The 25,428-nt window shown below is 37.6% G+C and carries 27 protein-coding genes and 2 riboswitches; of the genes, 17 read left to right on the plus strand and 10 right to left on the minus strand.

Going from position 1 to position 25,428, the window contains the following annotated elements:
- Nucleotides 1-241 precede the first annotated feature (241 nt).
- The 12 genes from Q4550_RS06215 (at nt 242) to Q4550_RS06270 (ending at nt 9,409) form a co-directional block, all read left to right on the plus strand.
- Complete coding sequence (locus tag Q4550_RS06215; protein ID WP_303531081.1) at nt 242-1,093, plus strand: phosphotransferase family protein; 852 nt, start codon at nt 242-244, stop codon at nt 1,091-1,093.
- Between the two features lie 116 nt (nt 1,094-1,209).
- Nucleotides 1,210-1,758, plus strand: a complete 549-nt coding sequence (locus Q4550_RS06220; protein WP_303531083.1) for a GNAT family N-acetyltransferase — start codon at nt 1,210-1,212, stop codon at nt 1,756-1,758.
- Nucleotides 1,759-1,948: 190 nt separating this feature from the next.
- Complete coding sequence (locus tag Q4550_RS06225; protein ID WP_303531085.1) at nt 1,949-2,404, plus strand: GNAT family N-acetyltransferase; 456 nt, start codon at nt 1,949-1,951, stop codon at nt 2,402-2,404.
- A gap of 644 nt (nt 2,405-3,048) precedes the next feature.
- Nucleotides 3,049-3,348, plus strand: a complete 300-nt coding sequence (locus Q4550_RS06230; RefSeq protein WP_303531087.1) for a hypothetical protein — start codon at nt 3,049-3,051, stop codon at nt 3,346-3,348.
- A 64-nt stretch (nt 3,349-3,412) separates the two neighbouring features.
- On the plus strand, nt 3,413-4,072 hold the full coding sequence (locus Q4550_RS06235) for a hypothetical protein (protein ID WP_303531089.1): 660 nt from the start codon (nt 3,413-3,415) through the stop codon (nt 4,070-4,072).
- A gap of 161 nt (nt 4,073-4,233) precedes the next feature.
- On the plus strand, nt 4,234-4,815 hold the full coding sequence (locus tag Q4550_RS06240; RefSeq protein ID WP_303531090.1) for a type 1 glutamine amidotransferase family protein: 582 nt from the start codon (nt 4,234-4,236) through the stop codon (nt 4,813-4,815).
- A gap of 268 nt (nt 4,816-5,083) precedes the next feature.
- A complete protein-coding gene (locus Q4550_RS06245; RefSeq protein WP_303531091.1) occupies nt 5,084-5,752 on the plus strand; it encodes a DNA alkylation repair protein in 669 nt (222 codons plus the stop codon).
- A gap of 1,096 nt (nt 5,753-6,848) precedes the next feature.
- Nucleotides 6,849-7,757, plus strand: a complete 909-nt coding sequence (locus Q4550_RS06250; RefSeq protein WP_303531092.1) for an alpha/beta fold hydrolase — start codon at nt 6,849-6,851, stop codon at nt 7,755-7,757.
- A 184-nt stretch (nt 7,758-7,941) separates the two neighbouring features.
- Nucleotides 7,942-8,106, plus strand: coding sequence for a hypothetical protein (locus Q4550_RS06255; RefSeq protein WP_194218892.1), 165 nt, complete (start codon nt 7,942-7,944; stop codon nt 8,104-8,106).
- A gap of 124 nt (nt 8,107-8,230) precedes the next feature.
- Nucleotides 8,231-8,797 (plus strand): hypothetical protein, encoded by a 567-nt coding sequence (locus Q4550_RS06260; protein ID WP_283153682.1) that lies wholly within the window; start codon nt 8,231-8,233, stop codon nt 8,795-8,797.
- Nucleotides 8,798-8,923: 126 nt separating this feature from the next.
- Entirely contained in the window at nt 8,924-9,115 is a 192-nt protein-coding gene (locus Q4550_RS06265) for a hypothetical protein (RefSeq protein ID WP_303531096.1), read from the plus strand.
- A 108-nt stretch (nt 9,116-9,223) separates the two neighbouring features.
- Nucleotides 9,224-9,409 carry a hypothetical protein gene (locus tag Q4550_RS06270; RefSeq protein WP_098443857.1) on the plus strand — a complete coding sequence of 62 codons (186 nt, stop codon included), beginning with the start codon at nt 9,224-9,226 and terminating at the stop codon, nt 9,407-9,409.
- Nucleotides 9,410-9,788: 379 nt separating this feature from the next.
- Here Q4550_RS06270 and Q4550_RS06275 read toward each other — a convergent pair whose 3' ends face one another.
- The 5 genes from Q4550_RS06275 to Q4550_RS06295 all read right to left on the minus strand — a co-directional run bounded on the left by Q4550_RS06275 (nt 9,789) and on the right by Q4550_RS06295 (nt 14,010).
- Nucleotides 9,789-10,478 carry a response regulator transcription factor gene (locus Q4550_RS06275; protein ID WP_303531097.1) on the minus strand — a complete coding sequence of 230 codons (690 nt, stop codon included), beginning with the start codon at nt 10,476-10,478 and terminating at the stop codon, nt 9,789-9,791.
- A 1-nt stretch (nt 10,479) separates the two neighbouring features.
- Complete coding sequence (locus tag Q4550_RS06280) at nt 10,480-11,892, minus strand: HAMP domain-containing sensor histidine kinase (RefSeq protein ID WP_303531099.1); 1,413 nt, start codon at nt 11,890-11,892, stop codon at nt 10,480-10,482.
- A gap of 214 nt (nt 11,893-12,106) precedes the next feature.
- Nucleotides 12,107-12,532, minus strand: a complete 426-nt coding sequence (locus Q4550_RS06285; RefSeq protein ID WP_303531100.1) for a DoxX family protein — start codon at nt 12,530-12,532, stop codon at nt 12,107-12,109.
- Between the two features lie 422 nt (nt 12,533-12,954).
- Nucleotides 12,955-13,470, minus strand: a complete 516-nt coding sequence (locus Q4550_RS06290) for an SRPBCC domain-containing protein (RefSeq protein ID WP_303531102.1) — start codon at nt 13,468-13,470, stop codon at nt 12,955-12,957.
- Between the two features lie 201 nt (nt 13,471-13,671).
- Nucleotides 13,672-14,010, minus strand: a complete 339-nt coding sequence (locus Q4550_RS06295; RefSeq protein WP_303531103.1) for an ArsR/SmtB family transcription factor — start codon at nt 14,008-14,010, stop codon at nt 13,672-13,674.
- A gap of 372 nt (nt 14,011-14,382) precedes the next feature.
- Here Q4550_RS06295 and Q4550_RS06300 point away from each other — a divergent pair, with 372 nt between their 5' ends.
- From Q4550_RS06300 to Q4550_RS06310, 3 genes are all read left to right on the plus strand, one after another.
- The gene (locus tag Q4550_RS06300) at nt 14,383-14,805 is read left to right on the plus strand and encodes a hypothetical protein (protein ID WP_303531105.1); all 423 of its coding nucleotides are present in this window, start codon (nt 14,383-14,385) and stop codon (nt 14,803-14,805) included.
- 80 nt (nt 14,806-14,885) lie between these two features.
- Nucleotides 14,886-15,188, plus strand: a complete 303-nt coding sequence (locus Q4550_RS06305) for a hypothetical protein (protein ID WP_303531106.1) — start codon at nt 14,886-14,888, stop codon at nt 15,186-15,188.
- 182 nt (nt 15,189-15,370) lie between these two features.
- Nucleotides 15,371-15,580, plus strand: coding sequence for a DUF6366 family protein (locus tag Q4550_RS06310; RefSeq protein WP_303531107.1), 210 nt, complete (start codon nt 15,371-15,373; stop codon nt 15,578-15,580).
- A gap of 945 nt (nt 15,581-16,525) precedes the next feature.
- Here the strand turns inward: Q4550_RS06310 and Q4550_RS06315 are convergent.
- From Q4550_RS06315 to Q4550_RS06335, 5 genes are all read right to left on the minus strand, one after another.
- Nucleotides 16,526-18,025, minus strand: coding sequence for a sodium:solute symporter family protein (locus Q4550_RS06315; protein ID WP_303531108.1), 1,500 nt, complete (start codon nt 18,023-18,025; stop codon nt 16,526-16,528).
- A gap of 95 nt (nt 18,026-18,120) precedes the next feature.
- Nucleotides 18,121-18,543 (minus strand): Zn-ribbon domain-containing OB-fold protein, encoded by a 423-nt coding sequence (locus tag Q4550_RS06320; RefSeq protein ID WP_303531110.1) that lies wholly within the window; start codon nt 18,541-18,543, stop codon nt 18,121-18,123.
- Nucleotides 18,540-19,700: a thiolase family protein gene (locus Q4550_RS06325; RefSeq protein WP_303531111.1), complete on the minus strand. Its 1,161-nt coding sequence runs from the start codon at nt 19,698-19,700 to the stop codon at nt 18,540-18,542. Before Q4550_RS06325 ends, Q4550_RS06320 begins: the two co-directional genes overlap by 4 nt.
- Nucleotides 19,700-21,643, minus strand: a complete 1,944-nt coding sequence (locus tag Q4550_RS06330) for an acetoacetate--CoA ligase (RefSeq protein ID WP_303531112.1) — start codon at nt 21,641-21,643, stop codon at nt 19,700-19,702. The genes Q4550_RS06325 and Q4550_RS06330 overlap by 1 nt, the downstream gene beginning before the upstream one ends.
- Before the next feature lie 20 nt (nt 21,644-21,663).
- A complete protein-coding gene (locus Q4550_RS06335) occupies nt 21,664-22,818 on the minus strand; it encodes an acetyl-CoA C-acyltransferase (protein ID WP_303531113.1) in 1,155 nt (384 codons plus the stop codon).
- Nucleotides 22,819-22,890: 72 nt separating this feature from the next.
- A riboswitch (SAM riboswitch) is annotated at nt 22,891-22,998 on the minus strand.
- Nucleotides 22,999-23,066: 68 nt separating this feature from the next.
- Nucleotides 23,067-23,171, minus strand: a riboswitch (SAM riboswitch).
- A gap of 1,321 nt (nt 23,172-24,492) precedes the next feature.
- Here Q4550_RS06335 and Q4550_RS06340 point away from each other — a divergent pair.
- Together Q4550_RS06340 and Q4550_RS06345 are read left to right on the plus strand one after the other, a co-directional pair.
- Nucleotides 24,493-24,777: a hypothetical protein gene (locus tag Q4550_RS06340; protein ID WP_303531114.1), complete on the plus strand. Its 285-nt coding sequence runs from the start codon at nt 24,493-24,495 to the stop codon at nt 24,775-24,777.
- Between the two features lie 466 nt (nt 24,778-25,243).
- Nucleotides 25,244-25,428 (plus strand): hypothetical protein (locus tag Q4550_RS06345; protein ID WP_303531116.1); only part of this gene is annotated, 185 nt, incomplete at its 3' end.

A 25,428-nucleotide genomic window follows, 5' to 3' on the forward strand; every position in this document is an offset into this window, starting at 1 on the left:
TATCCATGATAGAAGGGCGGACTCATAAACTAAACGCTTATGTAACTGGTGAAAATTATTATAGTTTAGTTATAACTATGGAGTTCATTTTATGTAATAATGTTCTTCATTATGTAAAAACGAGGTTTTAGAGAACCTTTTAAGTTTTCAAGAATTTCGGAGCTTTAATTCAAGAAGGCTCCCGACCAATATTTCTCTTATCTGAATAAAAGAATAACCTGATCAGACAGGATGTGTTAGATTGCAGGATGTTATACAAAAGCATTTAAAAGATAAATATGGTGAATTTAATCCCACACGTTTAGTCGGGGGCTATACCAACGATACTTATTTATTAAATGGAACGTGTCCGCGGTTAGTAGCTAAAGTTGGGGCTCTTTCTAATCCAGACCTAAAAAATGAGGTTTATAGTTTAGAAATTTCTAAAGGAACAAGCGTTGTCCCAAAGCTTTATGAACACATAAATGAAGATGGAGTGCAAATTCTTATCATGGAGCATTGTGAGGGGATAAATGGACAATCGATTTTAGATCATAATGATTTAGAGACAACAAAAATATTATATAGTGTATTAGGAAAAACCCTTTCAAATTCGGTTCATTCTTTAAAGTTCAAACCAAACTTAAAACCGATAAATCAATGTAATTTCAAGGAAATTAATCTTGATTTAGACTTTGTACCTGAAATTCTTATCCAACGCACCCAAAAAATATTAAATAATGTTGACGATAATGAGAATGATTGGGTTTTAACTCACGGTGATTATGGGATACATAACGTTTTATTTACTAAGGAAAATTCAATTACTATTCTAGACTGGGAATGGGCTGAATGGGCTAACCCACTCATAGATGTGGGCTGGATATGTTGGTTTACTAAACTTCATTATCCACATCACTCTGATATATTAAATTCTATTTTTATTAATGAGTATAAAATTCACTCTTCAGTTGAGTTATCTTCAGATAAATTAAAAGCCTATTGCTTGTATAAAGTATGGAAAGTTTTAAACAAAGTAACTCAAGCACCTGAGGATGTTAGACAGGAGTGGGTTAGACGTTTACGTTGGACTCTAGATACTGATCTAATATAAATTCCTTATTAAGCAATCTCGTATCAAAAGCTTAAGATCGGTACATAGATTTCCGCTCTACAATATATGGAGGAGCTATACAAGAAAATAGAAATACGTTAAAGAGAGGAACATTAATGGAAAAACAAAATCCAATAATTGAAACAAAACGATTAATTTTAAGAGAAGTAACCTTTGAGGATGCTTTGGATATGTATCACTATTTATCCGATGAAGAAGTCGTAAAACATATGGGATTAGCACCGGCCCAAAATGTTGAAGATGTATTGGATGAAATCGAATGGTATCACTCAATAATAACGGAAGGTACAGGTATTAGGTGGGGAATTACTTTAAAAGATTCAGGTAAAGTTATAGGTAGTTGCGGGTATTTAAATATGCAAGACAAACATTATAGAGCAGAAGTTGGATTTGAATTAAGTAAAAACTATTGGGGAAAAGGAATAGCTTCTGAAGCACTAGGAGCAATTATTAGTTATGGATTTAATCACTATCAGTTAGAACGGATAGAAGGTTTGATAGAGCCTGGTAATATTCAATCACAAAAGTTGGTTAGCAAACTAGGTTTCACAAAAGAAGGCTTACTCAGGCACTATGAATATACTCTTGGTAAATTTGATGATTTATATATGTATTCAATTATTAAAAGTGATCTTATCAAATAATAGAAGTGTAATGGTGTTAAAGAAGAAGATATCTTGATACTGAGTCTTCATTAAACTCGGAGTAAATCTGGAATAAGAATTGCTCTCTTTCTTTGATTTCTTGAATGAATGAGGGGATTATTTGTAGGTAATCGAAATAATAGTTTAGAAAATGTAGACAGTTACTGTTCTTAAAAAAGGAGTGGATTTTATGGATATTAAAATAGATGATTTAACCGGATCTGACGTGGCTGAATTACTGAGTGAGCACATTCAGAGTATGAAACTACATTCTCCACCGGAAAGTAAACATGCTCTTGATCTTGAGGGATTGCGAAAACCTGAAATTACATTCTGGAGTGCTTGGGAAGCAAATGAATTAGTTGGTTGCGTGGCGCTTCAGGAACTTGACAGCCAGCATGGAGAGATTAAGTCAATGAAAACTGCTTCCTCTCATCTAAGAAAGGGTGTAGCAAAACGACTTCTTCAATTCATGATCAAGGAAGCCAGAGAGCGTGGTTACCGACGGTTGAGCTTGGAAACGGGTTCAATGGATGTTTTTAAACCGGCTAGGAGATTATATGCAAGCTTCGGGTTTCAATATTGTAAGCCGTTTTCAGGCTACAGTGAGGACCCGAACAGTGTATTTATGACAAAGGAGTTATAAGTTGTTTTATAAAATTCAATAGAAAAAATTAAGGCAGCAATCATTAATTAGATCTTCTACTATTTACTATGAGAAAAAGATGTATCCTTCTTTTTATCTACATATCGAGTATTCTAGGGAGCTCTTGCGGAGCAAAATAACATTTATCTCGATTTGAAGTCTTCTGTTTTATCGGAGCGATAGCTGCAATTTTGCTATCACGTATTGTGCTCACAGAACAGTTTGAATTAAAACCAATTTCATTTGTTTTTACATTTATCTACAAAACAGTAAGGGTGATAATATGATTGGTTTATTTTTTATGTATTTTCTTATTATGTTTTTGATTGCTAGATTGATTAGCCTTTCTGGAAATATAAGTTGGGTACCCACAATAAGAACTACAGTCAGTAAGGATGCAAAGATAGCAGCAATTATATCTTTATGTTTTGTGATTTTTCTTTAGCTAACGGATACGCTAGTTTAATATTTGTTTCAGAATGTCTCGGAATCGAGTCTACAACAATCTCGGAGCTTATCTTTAATAAGATAGGCTCCTTTATTTGTAAGAAAAGATTGAGTTATTTGCATTGGTTTGAAATAATTGGTATTAGAGGTTTGATCAATCTAAAGGAATAACTTACTTATCCGAAAGGATGATCGTATTGGTAAAAACGAAAAGTATAGTTATAGCACTGTTAACATTATTTGTGGTTGGAGGAGTTCTTTTTTATTTTATGATTTTAGATCTTTCTTCAATAGCTAATAATGACGAAAAGGTTCATATCAAAGCAGCTGAAGTGGCATCTCCGGAAAAAAGAAGCAAACTTGAAGAATTAAAGAAATCGATTGAAGCTGAAGGAAATAACCAAATTGAAATGTCTATATATAATTCAACCCTTTCCTTTGGAAGAGAACCAGATCCTGTAATATTAGAAGAAACAACCGATCATTCCAGTAACTAAAATTTTGTTTTAGGAAGAAACTTATCTTTAAAGACATGGTTGAATACTTTGAAGGGTGTTATTAATGGTATCGAGCATTTTCGTAATACTTATGCTATGGTTTTGTTTGGTTATATACAAGCTATTTAAGAAGAAACCGAGCAATAATAAAGAAACTTTATTTAATCTTTTTAATAGGATGAAGACGTTAAAATTTTCTCTGAAGCTATTTGTAATTTGCGTTGCATTTTTGGATGTGTTTGTCATTATTTTATCGATTCAGGGTTATTACTTCTTATTTCTAAAATCAACTGGTTTAATTATTCCAATAGCCCTCACATATGTAGCTTCTTGTGTTTTAGCTAATGGACTTAACTTAGAAAAATTTTGGATCATACTAACTACGGTGTTAGTGTTACCTGTTCTAGGTTTAATGTGTTTTTTCAATATAGTAGAAAACAATTCGTATTCAACTATTGATTCCCCATCAAAAGAAAAAATGATTATTATAGAGCATAGAGAAGCAGCGTTAGGAGAAACAAATCACTTCTATAATTTTTATAGAAGAACTGCCGTTCCGCTTGTAGTGAAGAAGTTAAATAGTGAAACTGTAAGGATAGTGACCAGAGGATCAAGTGCTGGAAATTTAGAAGTGTTAGGAATTAATAATGCTAATTGGGTTGATGGACAATCTGTTACTTTTCATTCTCCCTTTGCAGAAACCATAGTGCAATTGAGAAAGTAGATATCCGATTATATTCAACAATCTCGGAGCTTATCTTTAATCAGATAAGCTTTTTTCTATGTAAAAAAAGATTGAGTATTCCACACTAATTTGAAATAATTGGTAGTGTATGGTAGGAGGGAAATTAGAAAATCACAATGAAAACTAAAGGGGACATACAAATGAAAAAAGTTTTGGTTTTTATTACTGATGGTTTTGCTGATTGGGAAGCAAGCTATGTGACTGCTGAATTAAATAAAACAGGTACGGGCTATGAAGTACAGACTATTGCGATTGATAAGGATCCTAAAATCTCAATGGGTGGATTAAAGGTTCTACCGGATTATAGCTTACAAGAATCCTCTCTTAATTTAGAATTAGCGATGCTGATTATACCTGGTGGAACGGGGTGGAGAGAAGAAAAAAACCATCAGGTAAAGAAGCTTGTAGATTATTGTATCGGAAAGGATATTCCGATAGCAGCGATTTGTGATGCAACTACTTTTTTAGGAGAATACGGATATCTTGATCATCATAAACATACAGGGAATTCATTGGCTTATTTAAAAGAAGGAGCACCTCATTATCGAGGTGACGAAAATTACATAAACGAACAATCTATTAGTGATGGTTGTTTAATCACAGCTAATGGAAGTGGGGCTCTAGAATTTTCAAGAAATATATTAAGTAAATTGGATGTCCTGAAAAGTGAAGAACTAAGGGAATGGTATGGGTTATTTAAAAACGGTTTTATTAAAAGTTAGTTTTTGTATCCTTTGTTCCGTTATCTCGGAGCGTTGCTTTAAAAAAGAAATGTTCTTTTCGCATCCAATTAAATGGAAGTAAATGGTATTATTATATTAAAGTTGGTTGCTCTTCTATTATAGGTCGAGAAAGCATTAATACGATATATACTACAATATTAACTTTGGAGGCCAACACTACAATAAGACTTATAACGAAATTAAGTTGTTGATATATTCCTTCAAGGACATTTTATGAAACAGTGCTTTAATAAAGGAGTTGTATAAAATGAATGAAAATAAAAGTAAAGAAATAAAACGCTTTTCAAAAGCAGAAAACATTCTACCTCAGATCAACAGTAAAACTAAGTTAGGCGACTTACGAAAAATCGCGAAAGACATTAAAAAAGATCACGAACTAGCTATGGAACTTTGGTCTACTGAAGAGTTTTTGCCCAGACTATTAGCAATCTTAATTATGGACAAAAAACTTCTTTCACAAGATGTTCTAAATAAGCTTGATAAGGATATGCAGACTCACAATTTTGAGGAGCGAAATAACTTAATGGATTGGTTAATGGCTAATCAGCTCACGAAAGACAAGAAGAAAGTTGCATTGATGGAGTCATGGGAAAATAGTCCTTCTGCTCTTCAAAGGCGAGCGTTCTGGTATTATCAAGGGCGATTGAGATGGACTGGACAAACACCGCCTGATAACACCGCATACTTGCTATCTGCATTAGAAGCTAATATTTCCCAGGAAGAACCGGAAGTTCAATGGGCTATGAATTTCACCGCAGGCTGGATAGGCGTTTATGATGAAAAGAATCGTGCAAGTTGTATTAAACTTGGTGAGAAAACGGGCCTTTACAAAGATGAAATAGTAGCAAAAGGATGTACTCCCAGCTATTTGCCGGAATTCATTACAATTGAAGTTAACAAACGACAAAATAATTAGTTATCTCTGAAAAATTTTTTAGGGTTTAATGCAAAAAATAAAGAAATTCAAAGCCTCAATATGAAAATTGTAATAAGGTTGGATCGAAAAATAATGAAAACAACGCGTTATTGCAGCTAGTTAGGAAATATGTAAGGAAGATGCAAAGAATTAACCCACTTATATCTTTTGGGTCTGTAGGGCGCTTATTTTTAAGAAGAACAACTTTCCAACAGCATAGTACTACTATACTGTTCAGCAGGAAATAAAAAAGGACGATTTCCACATAAATGATGATCGTCCTTCTTCAACAATCTCGGAGCGCTTGTATAATAAAAGTAAGCGCTCTATATAGGTATTGGGCAAGGTAGTGGAAAACTCAGTTGCTTTTTAGAATCATATTAATCTACATCAGAAGTCTGTAGAAGATAAGCAACACGTTGCTAAAAATTGGAGAATTGGAACTGTTGTTTCTACAGTTCAATTGAATGAAAGTATGATGAATCAAAAATTCATAAATTTAAGGAGTGAGAACCTTCTTAAACAGTAAAACAAGACCTTACTTAATTTTCTTTCTGTGTTATTTCTTTGTGATTTTCTTCCTCTCTTTGTATTATTTTGAGAGATTCGAAGGCAATTATCTTCTGTTATATCTTTGTACGGCTTTCTTATTGTACTACGATGTATTAGAAGGGAAAAAACCTATTGGATTGATTTCTCTCTTGGTGCTATTAAAGTTCACGGTATTCAACACCATTGGTTACTTTATTTTACATGGTAAATCTACTGGAATGTTAGGATCTGGTTGGTTATATGTTACGGGATATGGGTTTCCATCTTTTATAATACTTATTTTAGGAACCCCTTTACTTATATTTTATTACAGGGGATATGAAGCGTAAGGCTTAGGAAAGAATGTACTACTACGTTTTCTTGGTTTGTAGGGGATAGTTCACGTTAAAAAATCTTTGGGTATGTAGAGCTCTAAGCACTAAACATAAGCTATGTAATATATTTTCATAGTTCTATTAAATCGGAGCGATTATCTAATAATAGTTAAGTGTCCTTCACTTCCCTATGAAACGAGATATATCAGAAGTAAATGGGACACTTGGAGGTGATTAATATTAAGAAACTCGTCGATATCGGTGACAAAGAGCTCGAGGTATGGATGAAAGGCAATGGTAGAACTATAATCATCCAACCAGGTATGATAAGTCCTTTATCTGAATGGAATGCTTTGTGGGAAGATCTTTCAAGACACGCAAGAGTTATTATTTACAATAGAGCTGGCTGCGGCAAGAGTGATAAAGGGATAACAACAAGAAATCGCAGGGAAAACGCAAAGGATCTAAATGCACTAATTAAGAAACTTAGTGTTACTTCACCTATTATCATAGGTCATTCATACGGAGGACTCATTCTTCAGCAATTTGCTCAGGAGTATCCGAACGTGGCTAGTGGGTTTGTTTTAGTCGACTCAACTTCATTTGATGCTTATATGCTTGATGAAGTTGAGATCGAGGGAGAGGACGGCAATAGTACAGAAGCTTGGATAGAAAAATGTAAAACATATTCCGGTCTTTCAAAAAAACATCTACAACTGGAGATGGCAGATTGGGTTAATGAGCTTAAAGAGATATTACCAAGCATCAGTCATAAAGAAGTAGAGAAATTTATGAGTAACCCGACCATGTTCGAATCTCTAAGTGAAGAACTAGAATTTGACCTATTGTCCAGGGAAACGAATTATTACAAAGCCTTCCCTGATACTTTTACTATAGTGATAGGTAGGGATCCAAAGGTTTCAATTATAGAAATGGTAGAAAGTGAAGGGTTACATAAGTCAGAAGCCGAAGACATAGAAAATATATGGCAAAATTTAATTCGCAATCAAACAAAGTTAAACTCCAACACTAAATATATTTTGGCAAAAGAGTCCGGACATAGGGTTCATCTTGAAAATCCTGAAGTTATAAAGAGAGCTGTAGACTCCATTTTTAATAGTATAAAAGTGAAAGAATAAATCCCTATGTTATGAAATCGAGACTTCAACAATCTCGGAGCTTATCTGTAATTAGGATAAGCTCTAATTTGAATAAAATAAAGATTGAGTTAGTCATTGGAATTTGAAATAATTGGTATTGAAATGATTGAGTAGATAAATGGAGTAAATAGAAATAATTAAAAGGAGAAGGTAGTGGATAATGATGGATAAACTTCTCTTGGTTCTATTGTTACTTGTTGGTGCTGTTTATCTTGGTTTCAACAGCGCTGGTTTAATGGCTGTTTTATTTAATGATGTTTTATGTGTCTTAATGCTAGTTTACATTTATACAGAAAGTGATGTGAAACCAAGTTATTCTCTTTATTGAATTAAATCGGAGCGATAGTGTATTAACCAAATAGATTAAGTAATTGTCTAATTTAAGTATTGAGTAGGAATACGAAGAGATAATGTAGATTTGGATTATGAAAAGGAATAGGATGAGATAGAAAATGGAATTCAAATACTACCTTAATGAAACTGGCTGGGCAACTTGTGTTGTGGAATTAAATTCACAAAAACTGGAGTTCTCAGCTAGTTATCTTACTGACTGTTTAGGTGATTTAGTAGAATCATTATTTTGTTTAAATCCATTACGAAGCGCCAAAGGTGAAAGAGTGTCTTTTGAATGGGAAGGTGAACCAGAAGGGATTCTTTGGACTCTTGAATTAAAAGAGAGCAACATCCTATTCATAGAGGCAACCTATTATGAGGACTTGGAAAACAAAGATATCGGTAACAAAGTAATACAAACGGAGTATTCCTATGATGATTTTTTAAAGGTAGTGTTAATTGAATTTGATTCTTTAATCAAGAGACACGGGATTATTGGATACAGGGAACAATGGGTTACTGCTGATTTCCCATTGCGTACTTTCTTGGAATTAAAGCATTATCTCTTTAAAAAGGAGAATTATCCAATATCAGAGGTTAAGGGAGAGATAATGGGAGAAACGACGGAAGAGGTTAGAAGTTCACTAAAATATGACCTGGAATTATTGATGGAAAGTATCCAGTAATATTGAAACTAAAACAACTAATAATGTAAATTTGATATTCCACAATCTCGGAGCGAAAGTTGAGTAAGGTGTCTCTGCAGCTATTTCATTATTTAAGAGCAACCCAGGAATAAAGGGAGGTTATTATTGAAAATGGAAGTTGCAAAAAAGAAGAAAAACCAAAAAAAAGCTGGTGTAATACTACTGGTAATAGCAATAGTTTTGTCCCCATTTTTGCATGATCATTTTAATCCGTTAACTTTATTAATAACTACGATTATTATATATGCTATTGTCATGTTCATTGTTGGGCTGTTATCAAAAGAAGAAAAGTCTTAACCTTAAGACCGAAGGATCTTTATTTACCATCTTCCAGTATCTCGGAGCGCTGGTTCAATATTATGATACATAATTTTAGGAATTTATATATAAGAAGGAGATCTTCTAATGAATAAACGAATTAAAGAGGGTATTATCTCTGCACTCGTTTTTGCAGTCGTTGCTATTCTCTTTGGATATTTCAAATACGGAGAAATAAAATGGACAGTCGTAATAGGACTAATGATAGGCGGTTTTATTTCTTGGTACTTTATTATTCCTAAGATAAGTAAGCAAGGGGATGGAGAAAAATAGTAAATATATCTTGTTTTCGAGTCTTCCGCAAACTCGGAGCTTTAACTGAATAAGTCACCAAACAGGAGCTTGGAATATTCCAAGCTCCTGTTCTATATTCTTGTTTCTTGTTGCCAAAATCCCCCCTTGTTTTGGGAGATAAATTATACCCATTTTAACACCCTAAATTACAATCAAACAATAATTATTGTCCAGTGTTAATTTGCGCTGCGTTTTCCATTACATTTTTTACAGGAAAATGATGAAATTCCTTACCACATCAATGAAAAAAGAGTATCAAATTGACCTGCAATTTGATACTCATATAGCTATGCATTTTCACTTTTTGTACTTCAAAACTGAACTACTTACATACACTTGGAAGTGGTCTTATAGGACCTTAGTCATCAAATCGATAACCTGATCCCCATACGGTTATTATATAACGTGGAGCTGTGGTGTTTTTTTCCATTTTCTTTCGAATCTTTTTAATATGGACTGTAACAGTCGAATTATCTCCCATGGCATCTAACCCCCATATTTTTTCATACAAGTGCTCTTTTGAAAAAACTTGATTAGGTTGGGTGGCCATAAATTGCAGCAAGTCGAACTCTTTCGTTGTGAATGATACTTCTTCTCCTTCTAAAATTACTCGCCTCGATGTAGTGTTGATTTCCAATTCGCCAATATGAAGGACACCTTGTGGCGCCTCGTGTTGTACTAATCGTTCATATCTAGCTAAATGTGCCTTTACCCGGGCGACCAACTCTGTGGGGCTGAAGGGTTTCACAATAAAATCATCAGCACCAAGCCCGAATCCTCGTACTTTATCCACATCCTCATGTTTGGCGGTTACCATTAGGATTGGGATATCCGTTTTCTGGCGTATCTCTTTGCAAAGCTCATATCCGTTTATTGTAGGGAGCATTATATCTAATAAGATTAAATCAAATTGATTGTTTATTAGCCCATTCCGAGTGTCTTTTCCATCCGAAATAATGGTGACTTCATAGTTCTCTATTTCAAGAAAGTCTCGTTCTAATTCGGCAATTGTTTGGTCATCCTCTACAATTAAAATCTTTCTACTCATGCTAATCACCTGATTCCATAAATTTCTGAAGGGTAAACTTAATACTCAATCCACCTTCCGGAACATTTTCTGCCCAGATCTTGCCACCATGAGCTTCGATAATTTGAGCTGCGATAGATAGACCGAGTCCACTTCCGTCAATATGACGGGAAGACTCCCATTGATAAAAGCTCGAAAAAATGTCCTCTAATCTTTCCTCACGGACTCCTGGGCCATTATCGGTTACTACGATTTCTATTTGTCTTGGGTGATTCTTTATGGATACTTTCAAGTGGTTTTGGTCATTCTTTAGGTGTTTTAGGCTGTTGGAAATGATGTTTTCCATGACCCGTATCAGTTTATCTCGATCTACCTTTATTGATGAATTGATAACATCTGCAGTTAATGTTACTTGAATATTGTCCTCCTCAAGACTGTCCTGAATATCATCGAAATAATCCTTTATGAACTCTATTATGTTTACTTCATCAAAAAGAAAAGGTAGCTTATTCAAATCCAGCTTGGAATAAAGAAATAATTCTTCAATTAATCGATTCATGTAATTTGCTTTGGTGGAGATGATCTCAAGATATATTCTTTCTTTATCAGGGGTATCTGCTACCCCCACTTGAATTCCTTCTACGTATCCCAGAATTGAAGTCATTGGCGTTTTTAAATCATGGGAAATGTTTGCAAGTAGTCTTTTTCGATTATTTTCGTATTGGTCTCGCAATTTAATCGATTCCTTCAGCTGCTCCCGCATTTCATCGAATGAATGCACAAGCCGTCCTAGTTCATCTTTACTTCTGGGTTTCAACGAAAAGTCTAATGAACCCTGTTTGATTTTAGCTGAGGCTTGAGATAATTGTTTAATAGGTTGCAAAATACTTTTAGATGTATAGTAAGAGAGCAGCACGTTTGTAATAATTAAAAGGAGAATTAAACTCAAAAAGATTATTGGAAAAAAGGCACGGGCAGAACGAACAAATGACCGTTCACTATTTAACAGTAAAATGGAACCTTTACTTCCATCATCAAAATAAAAGTCATGTTGGTGAACAGCATATTGATTTCCTTCTAGCCAGGCAACAGGGTCGTAGCCTTCATTCCCAAACCTCGGTAAATCTTCTATTGAAATGTCATCAGTGGTATCCGTAGGATACAAAAGTTCTTGATTTTTAAGGACAATGATATCTATTGTGGCCATGTCTGTTTGCTTAGATATATTATCCATATATTCCTGATTGGATAGTTTATCTTGCTCAAGGGAGGATAGTCTGATCAGTTTGCTGACCACATCGGACTCTTGGGCCAATTGTTGTCCCCAGCTCCTATACTGCCCGCCCAATACTAAATTCAACAGGATAATAATGATAACAACTGGAAACAGAATCATCGCAGCATTTGAGAAGAAAAGACGTCTGCGGATCGACATAGGGATCTCCTTCGTAAGAAAGTTATTTCTCCTATAAAAGCTATTTATTAAAAGAGTAAAGAGTCATAAAGTTTTTAAACTATTTGTTAATGAACAGGGATAGGACAGCTATATACTCATCTTCCTCTTGTATAAGATAATATGATCAAACCCATCTTCAGCAAAAAGAAAAACACTGATAAACAGTGTTTTTCTTTAATACACCCGAATCGATTTAATTAACTTTGTGTTCTAGCACTTCACCTGTGTCATTTTTTTTCGTATGATTCAATAAAACGTCTTTAAGTTTTTTATGATATAAAACATAAGATCCAGCAATTACTGTATATCCGATGACGAAAACTATTAAATCACTCGTCAGTCCATCTACTAATATGGTTGAGTACATAGCCCCTGTCAAATCAAATGTTAAGCCCGCATAAGCCCACTCTTTAATACGCGAAAAACCAGGAATTAGAATCGCAACTACACCTAGTAATTTTGCAATACCAAGAAAGGGAAGAAGGTAAGCAGGATAGCCTAAATGGTTGAATAAAGCAACTGCCTCAGGATCGGAGTTAATATCAGGAATAGAACCGAAAAGCATTAATACTGACAACAGCCCTGTAAAAACCCAATAGGTAATGTTGATTTTCTTCAATTTTGGTTCCTCCTTGGTTAGCGAACTCTTAAACAATCAGGTACGCAATAGAAGGGGTTATCCTTGTATTAAATTTAAATGTTAAAGGGTAGTTTCAATTTTCGATAGGTCAACTCGTAGGTAATGCATCATCTAAAAAAGGGGGGATTGCGAATTATGGATTCCGCAATAGCCTTCCAAACATTGAAATACCAAGACATCATCTTGTCATACTGACTTTATGACCTTGAAATTATAATCTGCAATATGAGAAGAAACGACGTCACAATCTTCAGGTGAAGTGTTACGTAGTGTTGTGATGTTTGTGACTTTTGAATCAAGAAAATAGATATATAAAATTTTGCTTCTTCTTTGGTACTCTGATTAAATCACAGATGGGGGGGATTTTTAATTGGTAATTAATATTCCTCTTTTGATTTTAGTTATTTAACTTCTTTCAGACGCTCTTCTAGGCGATTCCAAGTTTCTGTGATCCCCTGCAGCATCCCCATATCCATGACTTTATTGAGGGCTGCCGAAGACTCATATTCTGTACGGCTAATTAGCTTGGTCTTGCCACCCATATCGATGAATTCCAAAGTGATCTCGGATGAAGGCATCGTTTCGTCAATATTACCATCGGCATCTGAGAAATAATCAGTGTAAGTAATCATCTCTGGTTCAATAATATCTTTGTAAATAACTTTTCCCCAAGACTCCATGCCATAATATTCTCCTTGATTCTGATCCATACATTTCATACAAAAATGCCATGTACCACCCGTTCGAAAATCAACGTGGCAAACTGGAAGTTCCCAACCATTAGGCCCCCACCAATGCTTGAGATGCTCAGGTTCTTTAAACATTTTAAACACGAGATCGCGGGGTGCATCGAAGTTACGCTCCAGTACTAGCATCTGATCATTCTCTACTCTAGATTTTAATTCATTGGTAGACATTTTGATTCTTCCCTCCAATTGTATAAACTTTCAAATTTAACTCTTCACCTGTACAGCAAATTCATTATTTTCATCATCGTCAAAGTTAAATACTTTTAGGGAAGTATCATTAGTATGTTTCAAACCTTTATGTCTTTACTTTAATTCTTGCTATACAAGTTATAGGAGTGGACCCTGCGAGATCCTTAATGGTTTTGCTCTCTAATCAAATTTAGTGTTTTTTTGTTGGACTGTCTGGACACTATTGAGATAATCTTCCAACCGATCCATCCGCGAATCCCAAATTCGACGGTAGGAGTCAAGCCACTCATCTATCTCTTGTAGTGGTTCTGGTCTTAGCTTATATATTCGACGATTTGCTAGCGGCTGAACCACAACAAGACCAGCTTCGGTCAAAACGCGAAGGTGTTTTGAAGTTTGAGACTGGTTTAGTTTTAACTTTCCCGCAATCTCCCCTACTGGTAGAGGTTCATCAAGTAGAAGGTCGACTATAGCAAGACGGTTGGGTTCGGCCAGTGCACTGAATGTTTGTACGTTCATGATGAATTTTCTCCTATCATGGGTATTTTTCATAAGTAGTGTAAGGTGTTACATTATAAATCACCCCCAAGTTCTTTCGCTTTAATCTGTTTCGCTTCTTGGTGTTAAGTCAAGTATTCCTTATTCGGAATATTCCCGTCAAGGAATATACAGGTATTTTCTCAAATCGGTATGAAATACCTATCTAAATGATTAAATGTTTGTTTCTTGATATCGTGTTTTCAAGAAAATCGGAGCTTATCTGTAATAAGATAGGCTCCTTTTCTGTGAACAAAAGATTGAGTTATTCGCGTTAATTTGAAATAATTGGCATTGGATATTTCCTTAGGATAGCTTTAGAGAATATTATACAAAAAATATTTGGGGGAGAGTATGAAAAGATTTATTTTAATAATTCCATTTGTATGTATTTTGTTTACTTTACTAGGATGCCAATCTGAAACAAAGGAGATGGTGGTACTAGATAAAATTACTAAAATCGCTGTTTCTAATTCAGAAGGTTTCGGCGGGCTAAATGAAAACTATATCTTTTCTTCACAAGAAAACAAAATAACATCTATTTTTGAAGGGACTATAGAACGATCAACATTGGTTAATAAGGAAATTTCTCAAGTAACTCCGGACTACGATATTCTAGTGGAGTATGAAAATCAAGATACTCAAGGTCTAAATCTTATACTTGGGAGTTCAGATCAAGAGAGCTACCTTACATACATTGGATACGAAGATAAGGTGTATAGAATTTCACGAAGTGACATTGAAATCGTAAGAGGGTTGTTAAAGAAGGGCACTTAATAAAAAACGAAAATAATTTAGTTGCCCTATGATCATTTAATTTTAAGGTGGATAAAATAGCTCGGTAGTTGGGGGTTGAAATGAGGAAAATCATACTAATAGGATTATTTCTACTAATTGTATTAGGAATATCCTCTTGTGGTCCATATAACCTGTTCAAAGATATTAATGAGGAAAATGGACTTAAAGAATTTGTTTCAAAAGATCACAAGTTTAAAGGTCAGGAAATTATAGAAATAGATTATAAGGGATCTGATACCTATTATATTCAAACAAAAGATGAGGAAAAAATAAGACATTATATCGTAATGAGATATCAAGCCTCTGTTATGAATGGACATTGGAAGGTTTTCGAACAGACCTCAATAGGATGTTACTATTAGGTTATTATGATGTTCCATTATCTCGGAGCGGTTCTGCAAGATCATAGCAGCGTAAACGTTGAATCTTAATCTTCATTCATTCGACGTAATTCCAACTGAGGTATTACGTCTTTTTAAAAGAATACGGTTGAGTATGTTAGTGTGGTTTGAAATAATTGGAATTGAGAAGGAGTGTGGTGATAATGGACCCGAAGAAATCACCTGAAAGGAACAGAGAGAAATTAAGACAAGAAGAGTTGAAAAGAAATCCTGCTGGGAACATAAATGATTCTTTCAATAGAGCTAATAATGGGGGATTAGTTGATTTAGTAGGTAGTTTAGGATGGAAGGGAACTTTAATTTTAATAGTTGCGATCACTATTGGTTTTATAATTTTTTCGTTGCTCTTCTAATTGTTCAACTACATTCATCTTCAATTAAGATACATCTCGATACCGATTCTTCTGTTATATCGGAGCATTTGCTTAAAAAAATAAGTGCTCCATATAGTTTAAAGTCAGATTGTGGAAGGGGTGAGTTAAACTGAAAATGTTAAACAAGGTTGGAGAGGAATATAGAAAAAGTAAGTTGTTTTTTGTTATTAAAGCTTTCTTATCCGTAATTACATTGTATTTCGCTGTTAGGGTTATGGTTATGTCTATATCTGCATTATTAAATTTTACTCCTTTAGCCAACAATATGAATTTATTGCTTTTTGGTATGCTCTTCTCTTTAGGCTTATCCAATTTAGTTAAGGTCATTGAAATGTTAATTTACAAGGAAAAAGAGTATTTCACTTTATTAATTGTAAGTACAATTTTTATTCTTGTTGTCCCCGTATTTATATTCCTGATCTAAGATGTTCGTTAACAATCGGGTGTAAGTCAAGAATATTGGATAAAGTCCTTTGTTCAGTTATCTCGGAGCATATTTGGAACAAGCTATACATAACCAATTTACAAAATGACAATAACAAATATAGGAGTCAGCATTTACCCTGACTCCTATATTTGTCTCTTCATCGGACCAGCTAAGGCGCCATTTGCTCAAAGGAGTTCTTTTTTGCTGTTTTTCAGATTGATAAAACAAGAATACAAATTGCTTATCCATTATGCAAACCTCTCTCTCCATAAATCATTTCCTATGAATTTGTATGAACTTTATAACGTTTATGGGGCGGTATAAATACTGGTTTACCACTCGTCCTTTCTAGAAAAAAAGGGGGGTGGTGACAAATCAATAGACAAACACCTAAAGTAATCCGAGGCGGTTCTTACTTATGTCATATAAAATTTTCAGAACTCTTAGTGATATGTAAAATACCAGCTTTCCTGATAATCAGGAAAGCTGGTATTTTTTTAACCGGATTTTTCCAACACCAACTTTTCTTCCTTTTCTTTAGCTGTTAATACACTGACGATTCCCATGATGATAAAGGCAGCAGCAGCACTGAGGAACATGGCAATGAAGATATTTCCAATCAAGTTGAGAGACGTAAAGGTGACATATAAGGAAGCACCTGTAACCACAGCGGCGATGGCGCCATAGTTATTGGCAAGGTTCCAGAAATACCCGAGCGTAATCGGAGCGATGATGCCGGATATGATCGCGGAAAAGCTGAATTGAATCAGAAATGCCAACGACTCTGGTCGTTCTAATGAGAAGTAGAGGGACAGGAGTCCGACAACAATCAGTGATCCCTTCGCAACGTTCAACGATTTGTTGTCAAGTTCTTGTGCGGACATTTTCCTTGATGACAGGATCGGTGCGACAACGCGGTACAAATCGTTGCCGATACTAGTAGTGATTCCTAGATACAGACTGTCCGTACTGGATAAAATCGCTGAGATGATTCCGACGATCATGATGGCTGCGATGATACTCGGAAAGGCTTCTATCACATAGATTGGAATCGCCGCATCGGCACTTTGTAAGCTTGGGAAAAGTACGCGGGCAGCAAGTCCACCGAGGACCATCAGAGTAGAAATGACGCATAGTACCAACCCTGCGGATAACGTGAATGGAGCCAAGTCTTTCTCTTTTTCAATCGACAGTACTTTGTTCAACAGGTGTGGCATTAAAACGAAACTGAATAGAAGGAACTGTACGGCCATGATTGCGAGAGCACTGTTATATGGACCGCTGTCAGCAATAGCGGCAGTCAGGTTCGGGTCGATGGCATGCAAGCGATCGGTCAGTACACCGAATACGTTCCATCCTCCACCAATGGTCCAGAAAAAGGAAACGACGATGAAGATAGAGGTGATTGCCATAAGAATTCCCTGGATGCCGTCGGTGATCATTTGTGCGAAGGCACCACCAAGACCTATGTAAAGAATCGTAATGGCAACACCGATAATGATGCCCCAGAAATATGGAATACCGATGACGGTTTCAAAAATGGTCGCAAGTCCGACGTTTTGTCCGACGATATAATAGACATTGAATAAGATCAGTAAAGAGACTATTGCTTGCAAGGCTTTTGAGTTATAACGTTTTCCAAGCCACTCCGGGAGTGTCGAGACATGGCCGAATTTTTTACCGTAACGCCAGAACGTTTTGGCAAAAAGAAGAAGTCCGACCCAGGAAACACCAAAGCAACCAAGGGTGTACCAGAGCACGGCGGTACCGTGTTCGTAGGCGAGACCCGGGACCCCGATGAATAGGTTGGCACTGGCGTAAGAGGTGGCAAAACTTGCACCAACAAGCCAGGGACTGACTTTCCCCCGGGCTGTAGCAAAACCGGCCATCGATCGGCTATGGGCTTGGCCTTTTTTACCCACCCATGTTACAGCAGCAAAGTATACGGTCAATAAAAGGATGACTGTCCATAGTAGAACACTGGAACTCGTAAGCATCTTTTATCGTTCTCCTTTCTTCGTGGTGTAAAAATTCTTCCATATAAGCAACCCGAGTAACCAGAATAAGGCGATAGCTATGAAGTAAGTTAGTATCATATCTTTTCCTCCTGTGTTTTGAAGAATGGCAATGGATGTGGACCGATTTCATTGATCTCCACTTCGACTTTCATGTTATAGGTTAAGGCAGCTTCCTCGATCAATAAATGAGTCAATAGAGAAGGCCCTTCTTCAAGCGAGACGACGCCGACAACATACGGGGTATGCTCTTGCCATGCGGGATGTCCGGCCCGGTGGATTACGCTCCAAGTTTTCAGCCTCCCACGGCCTGAAGCTTTTTTCCATGTTAGTGAGTGATGGAAACAGTGGGGACAGTGCTCGCGAGGATAAAATAACCACTGCTCACACTTGTCACATTGCTGAAGACGGAGATGTCCTGCTTTGATACTTTCCCAGAATGGTTCACTGACAGGAGTAATGGTAGGACCTGGCAAGGATATGTTTTGAAATTCGGTCATCGTTCTCCTCCTAACACAACGGCAGTCGTTTCACTTAATGTGGCTCCGTTTCCTGTCACAAGAGCCTTTCTGGCATCAGGGATTTGCCTGTTTCCAGCTTCGCCTCTCAATTGATGGACGGCTTCCACGACATGGGACATTCCGCCTGCTAAGTCCGCTTGACCGAAGCCCAACTGGCCGCCATGTGTGTTTAATGGGAAATCTCCGTCATGGCCGAAACTATGGTTTTTCACAAAATCCCCGAACCCTCCAGGTTTACATAGACCAGCACTCTCAAGGGTGGCGGCAACGACACTTGTATAACAGTCATATAAAGAGTAGAGGTCGATGTTTTCAATATTCGTCTGTGCCTGGTCAAGCGCCCTCGGTATCGAATAGTTGAATGGCAAGCTGTCTAGGCTTGGTGCCTGGCTCACAGCCCGGTGAGTGATTTTTTCACCAGCTCCTTTCAGGTAAACCGGTTTATGCTTACCTTTTGATGCTTTTTCCGCAGATGTCATGACGACTGCTGCTCCACCGGCGACAGGCATGACGATTTCAAGCAGGTGAAGCGGATCGGCAATGATCGGAGAGGCGAGAATATCTTCAACTTCGATTGGATTCCCATAAAAAATGGCATCCGTGTTCAACTGGGCATTTTTCCGTGCCCAATAGGCGATTCTTGCAAATTCTTCCTGGGTGGATCCGTACTCTTCCATATGCTGTCTTTTCAATAAAGCATATGAAGTGTTGGCCCCCGAGGCACCGAAAGGAACGTCAAATTCGCGGATCGGATTGCGGTTCGGGGATCGCAATGTTTCCCCTTTTTCATTTTTGTTTGCTAAGACACAAACGACGGTTTCGCACATTCCTGCCTGGATGGCTGCAGCTGCTCTCCAGATCATCCCCGGCCCGGTCGCTCCCCCGAGATCCACTGTATTGGACATAGTGGGATCGATTCCGAGATATTCAGAAACTGTTGCCGGCACATGTTGTGGTGTCTCCCCGACTTGTGGTCCGACGAGGAGACCATCGACGTCTTCCTTGGAGATGCCTGCATCCTGAAGAGCGAGGCGGACGGATTCTGCAATCAAACTTAATGTTGTTTCTCCTGTAGAATAACGGACGGGCTTCAGCTCACCGATTCCTATGATGGCCCCCTGTGTTTGGCTTGCCATTACACGAACTCCTTTTCTGATAGCTTGCGAAATGATTGTAAAACAGATGGATTCCTTAATGATGCTTCATTTTTCACTTCATTTCCTGAAGCGGCTGTTTTCGCTGCTCCTTCGACTTTTTTTCCATTGTTGGTATGTGGGATTTCCTCCACTTGATAAATTCGCTTCGGTACGTGGCGTGGAGAAGCTTTAGCCCGAATTTGCTGGCGTATTTCTTTTGCTAAGTCTTCCGTAAGTTGTTCTGTGACTACACATAGGACGATTTCTTCGTCATGATCTTTCGGTAATCCGAATACGACGGAATCCTTTATTTCTTTGATGTGCTCCACGACACGGTAAATTTCTGCCGTACCGATCCTGACGCCACCTGGATTCAATGTCGTATCAGCACGCCCATAAATGATAAGTGATTGGTCGATGGTTTGTTCTGCTAAGTCCCCATGTGTCCAAATTCCTGACCGTTTGGAAAAATAACTCTTCCGGTAGCGTTCCTCTCCACCTTCGCCGAAAAAGGTGAGCGGCATGCTCGGGAATGGTTGGGTACACACAAGGTCGCCTTTTTCTGCATATACAGATGCCCCTCGCTCATCCAATACATCAACCGCCATTCCCAACGCTTTGCAGGCGATTTCGCCTCGTTTCACGGGTAGTACTGGAGCTCCCATCACAAAGCAGCCGATAATTTCTGTTCCGCCAGAAATGGAAGCAAGGAACAAATCCTTTTTTATCGTTTGAAAAACCCAATCGTATTGCTCTGGAGCTAATGGGGCGCCGCATGATAACAGACTTTTCAATGAACCGAGCGAATGACTACTTTTCAGGTCGACATCTGCTTTCATCAATGTATCTAAATACTTAGGACTTGTGCCGAAATGGGTGACTCCGACTTCATCGGCAATGTCCCACAAATGGGAGAGGGAATCTTGCCTGACGGGAGAGCCATCATACAACAGGATGGCCGCTTCACTGGCTAACCCGGAAACGAGCCATGGATACATCATCCAGGCTGTATTGGTATACCAAAACAACACATCATTTTGCTGGACGTCGCAATGGAGCTGGTGTTCTTTCACATGTTGAAGGAGGGTCCCGCCGACAGAATGGACGATTGCTTTCGGAAGTCCTGTCGTTCCAGATGTATATAAAATATATAAGGGGTGCTCAAAAGGAACAGGTTGGAATGTCGGCTTTTTTGCATCGTTGTCACAAAGCTGGTTCCACGAAAGAGATTCAACCCCTTCAATCGAAGCAACCCCTTCGAGCGTTATGATTGCGGATAGTCCTACCAGGTTTTCCGTCATTTGCTTGATTTTGTCCTCAATATGATATGGCTTTTGCTTATAGTGATAGGAGAGGGTAGCGATCAATACTTTTGGTTTCACCTGCCCGATTCGATCAACGATTCCTTTTGTTCCGAAGTCAGGAGAACAGGACGTCCATGTGGCTCCGAGCGAAGTGGTCGCTAACAAAGCCACCAACCCTTGAATATCGTTTGTGGTGACGCCGGCAACACAATCGCCTTTTTGTACACCTAGTCGTTTTAACCCTTCCTGGGCTCTCGCTACGGATTGCCTTAGCTCTCCCAAATTGATACTCCGGCGGACGCCTGTCTCATTCGCTTCATAGGCAGCAATCCGATCAAGAGAACCACGCAATAAATTTTCAGCGAAATTCAATTCTGCTTCAGGGAACCATTTGCTATCTGGCATTGAATCGGAAGGGAGAAACACACGATCACCCTTTTCCCCAATGATTCCTGCATAATCCCATACTCCTGACCAAAATTCAGCCAGTTGGGAAATGGACCAGCGGTGGAACCGTTCATAAGGAAAAAGGGACTGGCCGGTATAATCGGCAAAAGCTTTGATGTGTGATTGGTCTATTCTTTCGCTCGACGGTTCCCATACAAAAGGGGAACGTTGAGTTGTTGTTGATGTAGGCATTGGATTTGTCTCCTTTCGAGTTATAAATAAGGAACTTCAATCAAAATTGCCATTCCCTGTCCACCACCACCGCAAAGGGAAGCGATGCCTTTTCCACCACCCCGCCGTTTCAGTTCGTGGGCAAGTGTCAAAACCAGCCGGAATCCTGTGCCACCTAATGGGTGACCAAGAGCGATGGCACCACCGTTGACATTGACACGATCATAATCGATGCCAAGATCACGGCAGCTTGCGATGACGACACTGGCAAATGCTTCATTGATTTCAAATAGATCAATATCATCTGTAGTCAAAAGGTGTCTATCTAATAGTTCTTTGATCGCTTGCGATGGTTTTGTTTGTAAGCTCGGATCTGGCCCTGCAATTTCTGACCAACTGATTACTTCCGCCAGCGGCTCCTGGCCGAGTGATTCCGCTTTCTCTTTTGTGGTCACGATGCCAATGCTCGCTCCGTCCGTCATCTGAGATGCATTCCCTGCTGTAATCGTGCCTTCGTTTGAAAAGGCGGGAGAAAGGCTGGCTAACTTTTCTGCTGTCGTTCCTTTACGGATGCCTTCATCTTCTGCAAGTAGACCGGAAATAGGATCTATTTCTGGTTGGAAAAATCCCTTTTCCTGAGCATTAGATGCTCGATGCTGGGAAAGAGCTGCATACTCATCTTGTTCCGCGCGACTTATTTCGAAGGATCGGTTTTTCTCATCCGTAAGAGCTCCCATCGAAACATCACTCAAAGCGCACCACAAACCGTCGTTCAGTAACGTATCTCTAAGCAGGGCATGACTAAGGCCTGAAGAAGCACGCACAGGAGCGGTATGAGGAGCGTTCGTCATCGAGTCAAAACCGCCGACAATGTATAATTCACCTTCATTGAAATGCATTCTCCGGGAGGCATCCGCAATTGTAGCGATTCCGCCTAAACAAACATTGTTCAATGTGATGGCGGGTGTACCGATATCGACTCCTGCCTGATAAGCAACTTGTCTGGCAGGATTTTGCCCGCCCCCAGCCTGGATCACTTGTGCCAGCAGTACGCCATCCGCCTGTTTTGCAACCGGGTTTTTTTCTAACAGAGCGCTTAGCGCATTCGTACCAAGCTCTGCTGCTGATAGCTTTTTCAATGCTCCTTTCCATTTTCCGAATGGGGTACGGATTCCATCTAACAGAACGGTTTTCATATATGTAACAACTCCTTTTTTCAAATAGAACGAGCCCTCTTCACTAAAAAACAAGAAGAGGGCTCTTAGCTCTTCTTATCTTTCAGGATTATCTCCTGCAGGAATTAGCACCTTATCAAGCGCATGCTTGATGGTTGCCGGGCGTCAACGGGCCAGTCCCTCTGCCTCTCTGGATAAGAATGATTATTCAATTGGAAAATATAAAACCTCTCTATCAGTGAAATAGAGAGGTTAAGAGATTTAGGATTCTCTTATCTTCCTGAGCATTAACTCAGTAGGATTTGGCACCATGCTAGGAGTATAGCGGTTGCCGGGTTTCACAGGGCCAGTCCCTCCACCTCTCTGGATAAGAATGTTATTTCGTTGTTTAATTAAGTGTCATGTTAGCAAGGTGAAGGATTTCTGTCAATATATTTGATGAAAAAGTTAGAAAATTTATTTTATTTTGATTGGTTTGACAATCTTCTATAGAAATGTTCTGGTGCCTACCTTCATAGCCGTCAATGTAAGAGGAAAGTTTAAGACAAAGTATTATTTACAATTATAATAAAAGCGGTCTAATTCGTTGTGTTTAATTTTTACCAGTTGGGGACATGTATGAATAAGCATACTGTATCTCTTTTATTTTTCTCTGAACTTAAGCAGCTTTCTTTAATGTTTTTTATACGTTAATTGAATGGTGTTAAAGGCGGTGGGCGGGCCATATCGGTGTTAGGAAGTTGTTGAATGGAAAGAGAGGGGTGTTTACTAGAAAAAACTCGAAAATAATCAAGTATGGCTATTTATCGTGATGTTGGTTATGGCGGCCATTTGGATTTCTCATGCCTGGATATGCTGGAAATTTAGGATCGATCATGTCTATCATTATCGCTAAATTGATGTATAGTATGTTTTCTAAGACTCTATTTACATCATTAAAAGAAGCGTTTTCGCCTTATTACTACAAATCGTAGCGAAAAGGAGAGCCTTAGGAAATTATCTATGTTGATGACTCGAATGATCTATGTCACCTTTAAAATAAATGATTCATTCGGAAAGATGCTTTGGGTCAGAGGATTAATAACTTACTTTGTCACAGGGTTCGCTTGTGCCTTAGTGTATTTTCTATAATCCATTTTAAAGGTTGATCAGCATCAAATATTAGAAGCATAACGGTATTCCATAATCTCGGAACAATTCTGTAATATCATATCAGGGTATGTTAAAGAATGATCTTGATTAATAGGGCGTGATTCCGTACTACGGAATTACGTCTTTTTCTTTAAAGTAAAGGTTGAGTAAGTGAGTGGGTTTTGAAATAATTGGAACAATGTTGAACTGGAAAGGGAGGGAATACCTTGGAAATAAGACTCGAGTCAATCGCTGGCGTGTTAAACGATTTGAATGGAACATTAAGTGTAACTAATATTTTGCTAGGCATAATAACAGTTATCCTTGCATCACAATTGTTTATCACCTTACGGAATAATAGAAAAAAATAACCAAAGGATATTCTAGTGTTTATTACTTCATTGAGTATTCAGCTATATCGGAGGAATTGTTTAATAGAGCATTAGCCCTTTATTACATAAGCAAAAGTAGTATCAGTGGTTTAACCTATTTAACTGACAGGGCAGTAATCTTTAATAAGTAAAATGGGTTATCATTTAAGTGAATATATAAGGAGGTATAGTAATGTGGGCAATATTAGGGGTCATTGCCGTAGTAGTAACTGTTATAAACCTTTCTTTGTATGCAGCAGGAAAGGATTATAAGCTTGCTATGGCGATGGCATTATCATTTACAGCATTAACAATTTGTGCAGATTACAGTTATCTAAATGGGTGGATAAAAGCAGAAGATTGGGCGGCTTTATCGGATGTAGTACCTGGTATGGCAAGGGCATTTTGGTTATTGACAATTGTTTCTATCTCACTAAATATAGCACCTATATTTTTAGAACGAATACGTAAGAAATAATGACTTAATATGACATCATACAATCAATATTCAACTATTGTGTAAGTCTTTATGTATAACTAGAGGGGTTTAAGTACAAGAACAGTAAGAGATATCTCGAATTCGAGTCTTACGTAAACTCGGAGCTATACCGTCAGGAGGAATAAAATGTTTAAGGCTAAAAAAATGAACTTAATATACGGTTTATTGTTAATAATCTTATCACTAAGATCACTAGGATATATTTTAAAAGCTGAATATGGTTTGTTAGGATTACATATTATCGTTTTTTCTTTATGTCTACCTGGAGGTATTTATTACATCTATTCAACTTTATTAAATAAAGAACGAAATCCATAATCTCGGAGCTTATCTGTAATAGGATAGTTTTTTTTGTAAAATAAATTATTGAGTTATTTACGCTCCTTTAAAACAATTGGAATAGAGTTTTAGATATTGAACTGAAGGTATAAAAGGTGGAATGAAGATGAAAGGATTATTGATTTCAATATTTACTTTTATAATAGTTTGGGCATTATATGGGGTATTTTTCAATGACTTTGAAGAGAATATTTTATTTCTTACAATAGTAGGGTGTAGACGTCAAGTTGAATTTTACACTTTCTGCTCGTTTCCTTTTTACACTTCTGCTGAAAAAATGCTTTTCCGATT

Source organism: Anaerobacillus sp. 1_MG-2023 (assembly GCF_030547345.1).
In the GTDB taxonomy this organism is placed as follows: domain Bacteria; phylum Bacillota; class Bacilli; order Bacillales; family Guptibacillaceae; genus Guptibacillus; species Guptibacillus hwajinpoensis_B.

What these genes read in the sequence shown, in the direction of transcription:
- Q4550_RS06220 (WP_303531083.1), top strand. Translation starts at nt 1,210, where the DNA reads ATGGAAAAACAAAATCCAATAATTGAAACAAAACGATTAATTTTAAGA.
- Q4550_RS06225 (WP_303531085.1), top strand. Translation starts at nt 1,949, where the DNA reads ATGGATATTAAAATAGATGATTTAACCGGATCTGACGTGGCTGAATTA.
- Q4550_RS06235 (WP_303531089.1), top strand. Translation starts at nt 3,413, where the DNA reads ATGGTATCGAGCATTTTCGTAATACTTATGCTATGGTTTTGTTTGGTT.
- Q4550_RS06240 (WP_303531090.1), top strand. Translation starts at nt 4,234, where the DNA reads ATGAAAAAAGTTTTGGTTTTTATTACTGATGGTTTTGCTGATTGGGAA.
- Q4550_RS06245 (WP_303531091.1), top strand. Translation starts at nt 5,084, where the DNA reads ATGAATGAAAATAAAAGTAAAGAAATAAAACGCTTTTCAAAAGCAGAA.
- Q4550_RS06255 (WP_194218892.1), top strand. Translation starts at nt 7,942, where the DNA reads ATGGATAAACTTCTCTTGGTTCTATTGTTACTTGTTGGTGCTGTTTAT.
- Q4550_RS06260 (WP_283153682.1), top strand. Translation starts at nt 8,231, where the DNA reads ATGGAATTCAAATACTACCTTAATGAAACTGGCTGGGCAACTTGTGTT.
- Q4550_RS06270 (WP_098443857.1), top strand. Translation starts at nt 9,224, where the DNA reads ATGAATAAACGAATTAAAGAGGGTATTATCTCTGCACTCGTTTTTGCA.
- Q4550_RS06275 (WP_303531097.1), bottom strand. Translation starts at nt 10,478, where the DNA reads ATGAGTAGAAAGATTTTAATTGTAGAGGATGACCAAACAATTGCCGAA.
- Q4550_RS06280 (WP_303531099.1), bottom strand. Translation starts at nt 11,892, where the DNA reads ATGTCGATCCGCAGACGTCTTTTCTTCTCAAATGCTGCGATGATTCTG.
- Q4550_RS06290 (WP_303531102.1), bottom strand. Translation starts at nt 13,470, where the DNA reads ATGTCTACCAATGAATTAAAATCTAGAGTAGAGAATGATCAGATGCTA.
- Q4550_RS06295 (WP_303531103.1), bottom strand. Translation starts at nt 14,010, where the DNA reads ATGAACGTACAAACATTCAGTGCACTGGCCGAACCCAACCGTCTTGCT.
- Q4550_RS06300 (WP_303531105.1), top strand. Translation starts at nt 14,383, where the DNA reads ATGAAAAGATTTATTTTAATAATTCCATTTGTATGTATTTTGTTTACT.
- Q4550_RS06305 (WP_303531106.1), top strand. Translation starts at nt 14,886, where the DNA reads ATGAGGAAAATCATACTAATAGGATTATTTCTACTAATTGTATTAGGA.
- Q4550_RS06310 (WP_303531107.1), top strand. Translation starts at nt 15,371, where the DNA reads ATGGACCCGAAGAAATCACCTGAAAGGAACAGAGAGAAATTAAGACAA.
- Q4550_RS06315 (WP_303531108.1), bottom strand. Translation starts at nt 18,025, where the DNA reads ATGCTTACGAGTTCCAGTGTTCTACTATGGACAGTCATCCTTTTATTG.
- Q4550_RS06320 (WP_303531110.1), bottom strand. Translation starts at nt 18,543, where the DNA reads ATGACCGAATTTCAAAACATATCCTTGCCAGGTCCTACCATTACTCCT.
- Q4550_RS06325 (WP_303531111.1), bottom strand. Translation starts at nt 19,700, where the DNA reads ATGGCAAGCCAAACACAGGGGGCCATCATAGGAATCGGTGAGCTGAAG.
- Q4550_RS06330 (WP_303531112.1), bottom strand. Translation starts at nt 21,643, where the DNA reads ATGCCTACATCAACAACAACTCAACGTTCCCCTTTTGTATGGGAACCG.
- Q4550_RS06335 (WP_303531113.1), bottom strand. Translation starts at nt 22,818, where the DNA reads ATGAAAACCGTTCTGTTAGATGGAATCCGTACCCCATTCGGAAAATGG.
- Q4550_RS06340 (WP_303531114.1), top strand. Translation starts at nt 24,493, where the DNA reads ATGTGGGCAATATTAGGGGTCATTGCCGTAGTAGTAACTGTTATAAAC.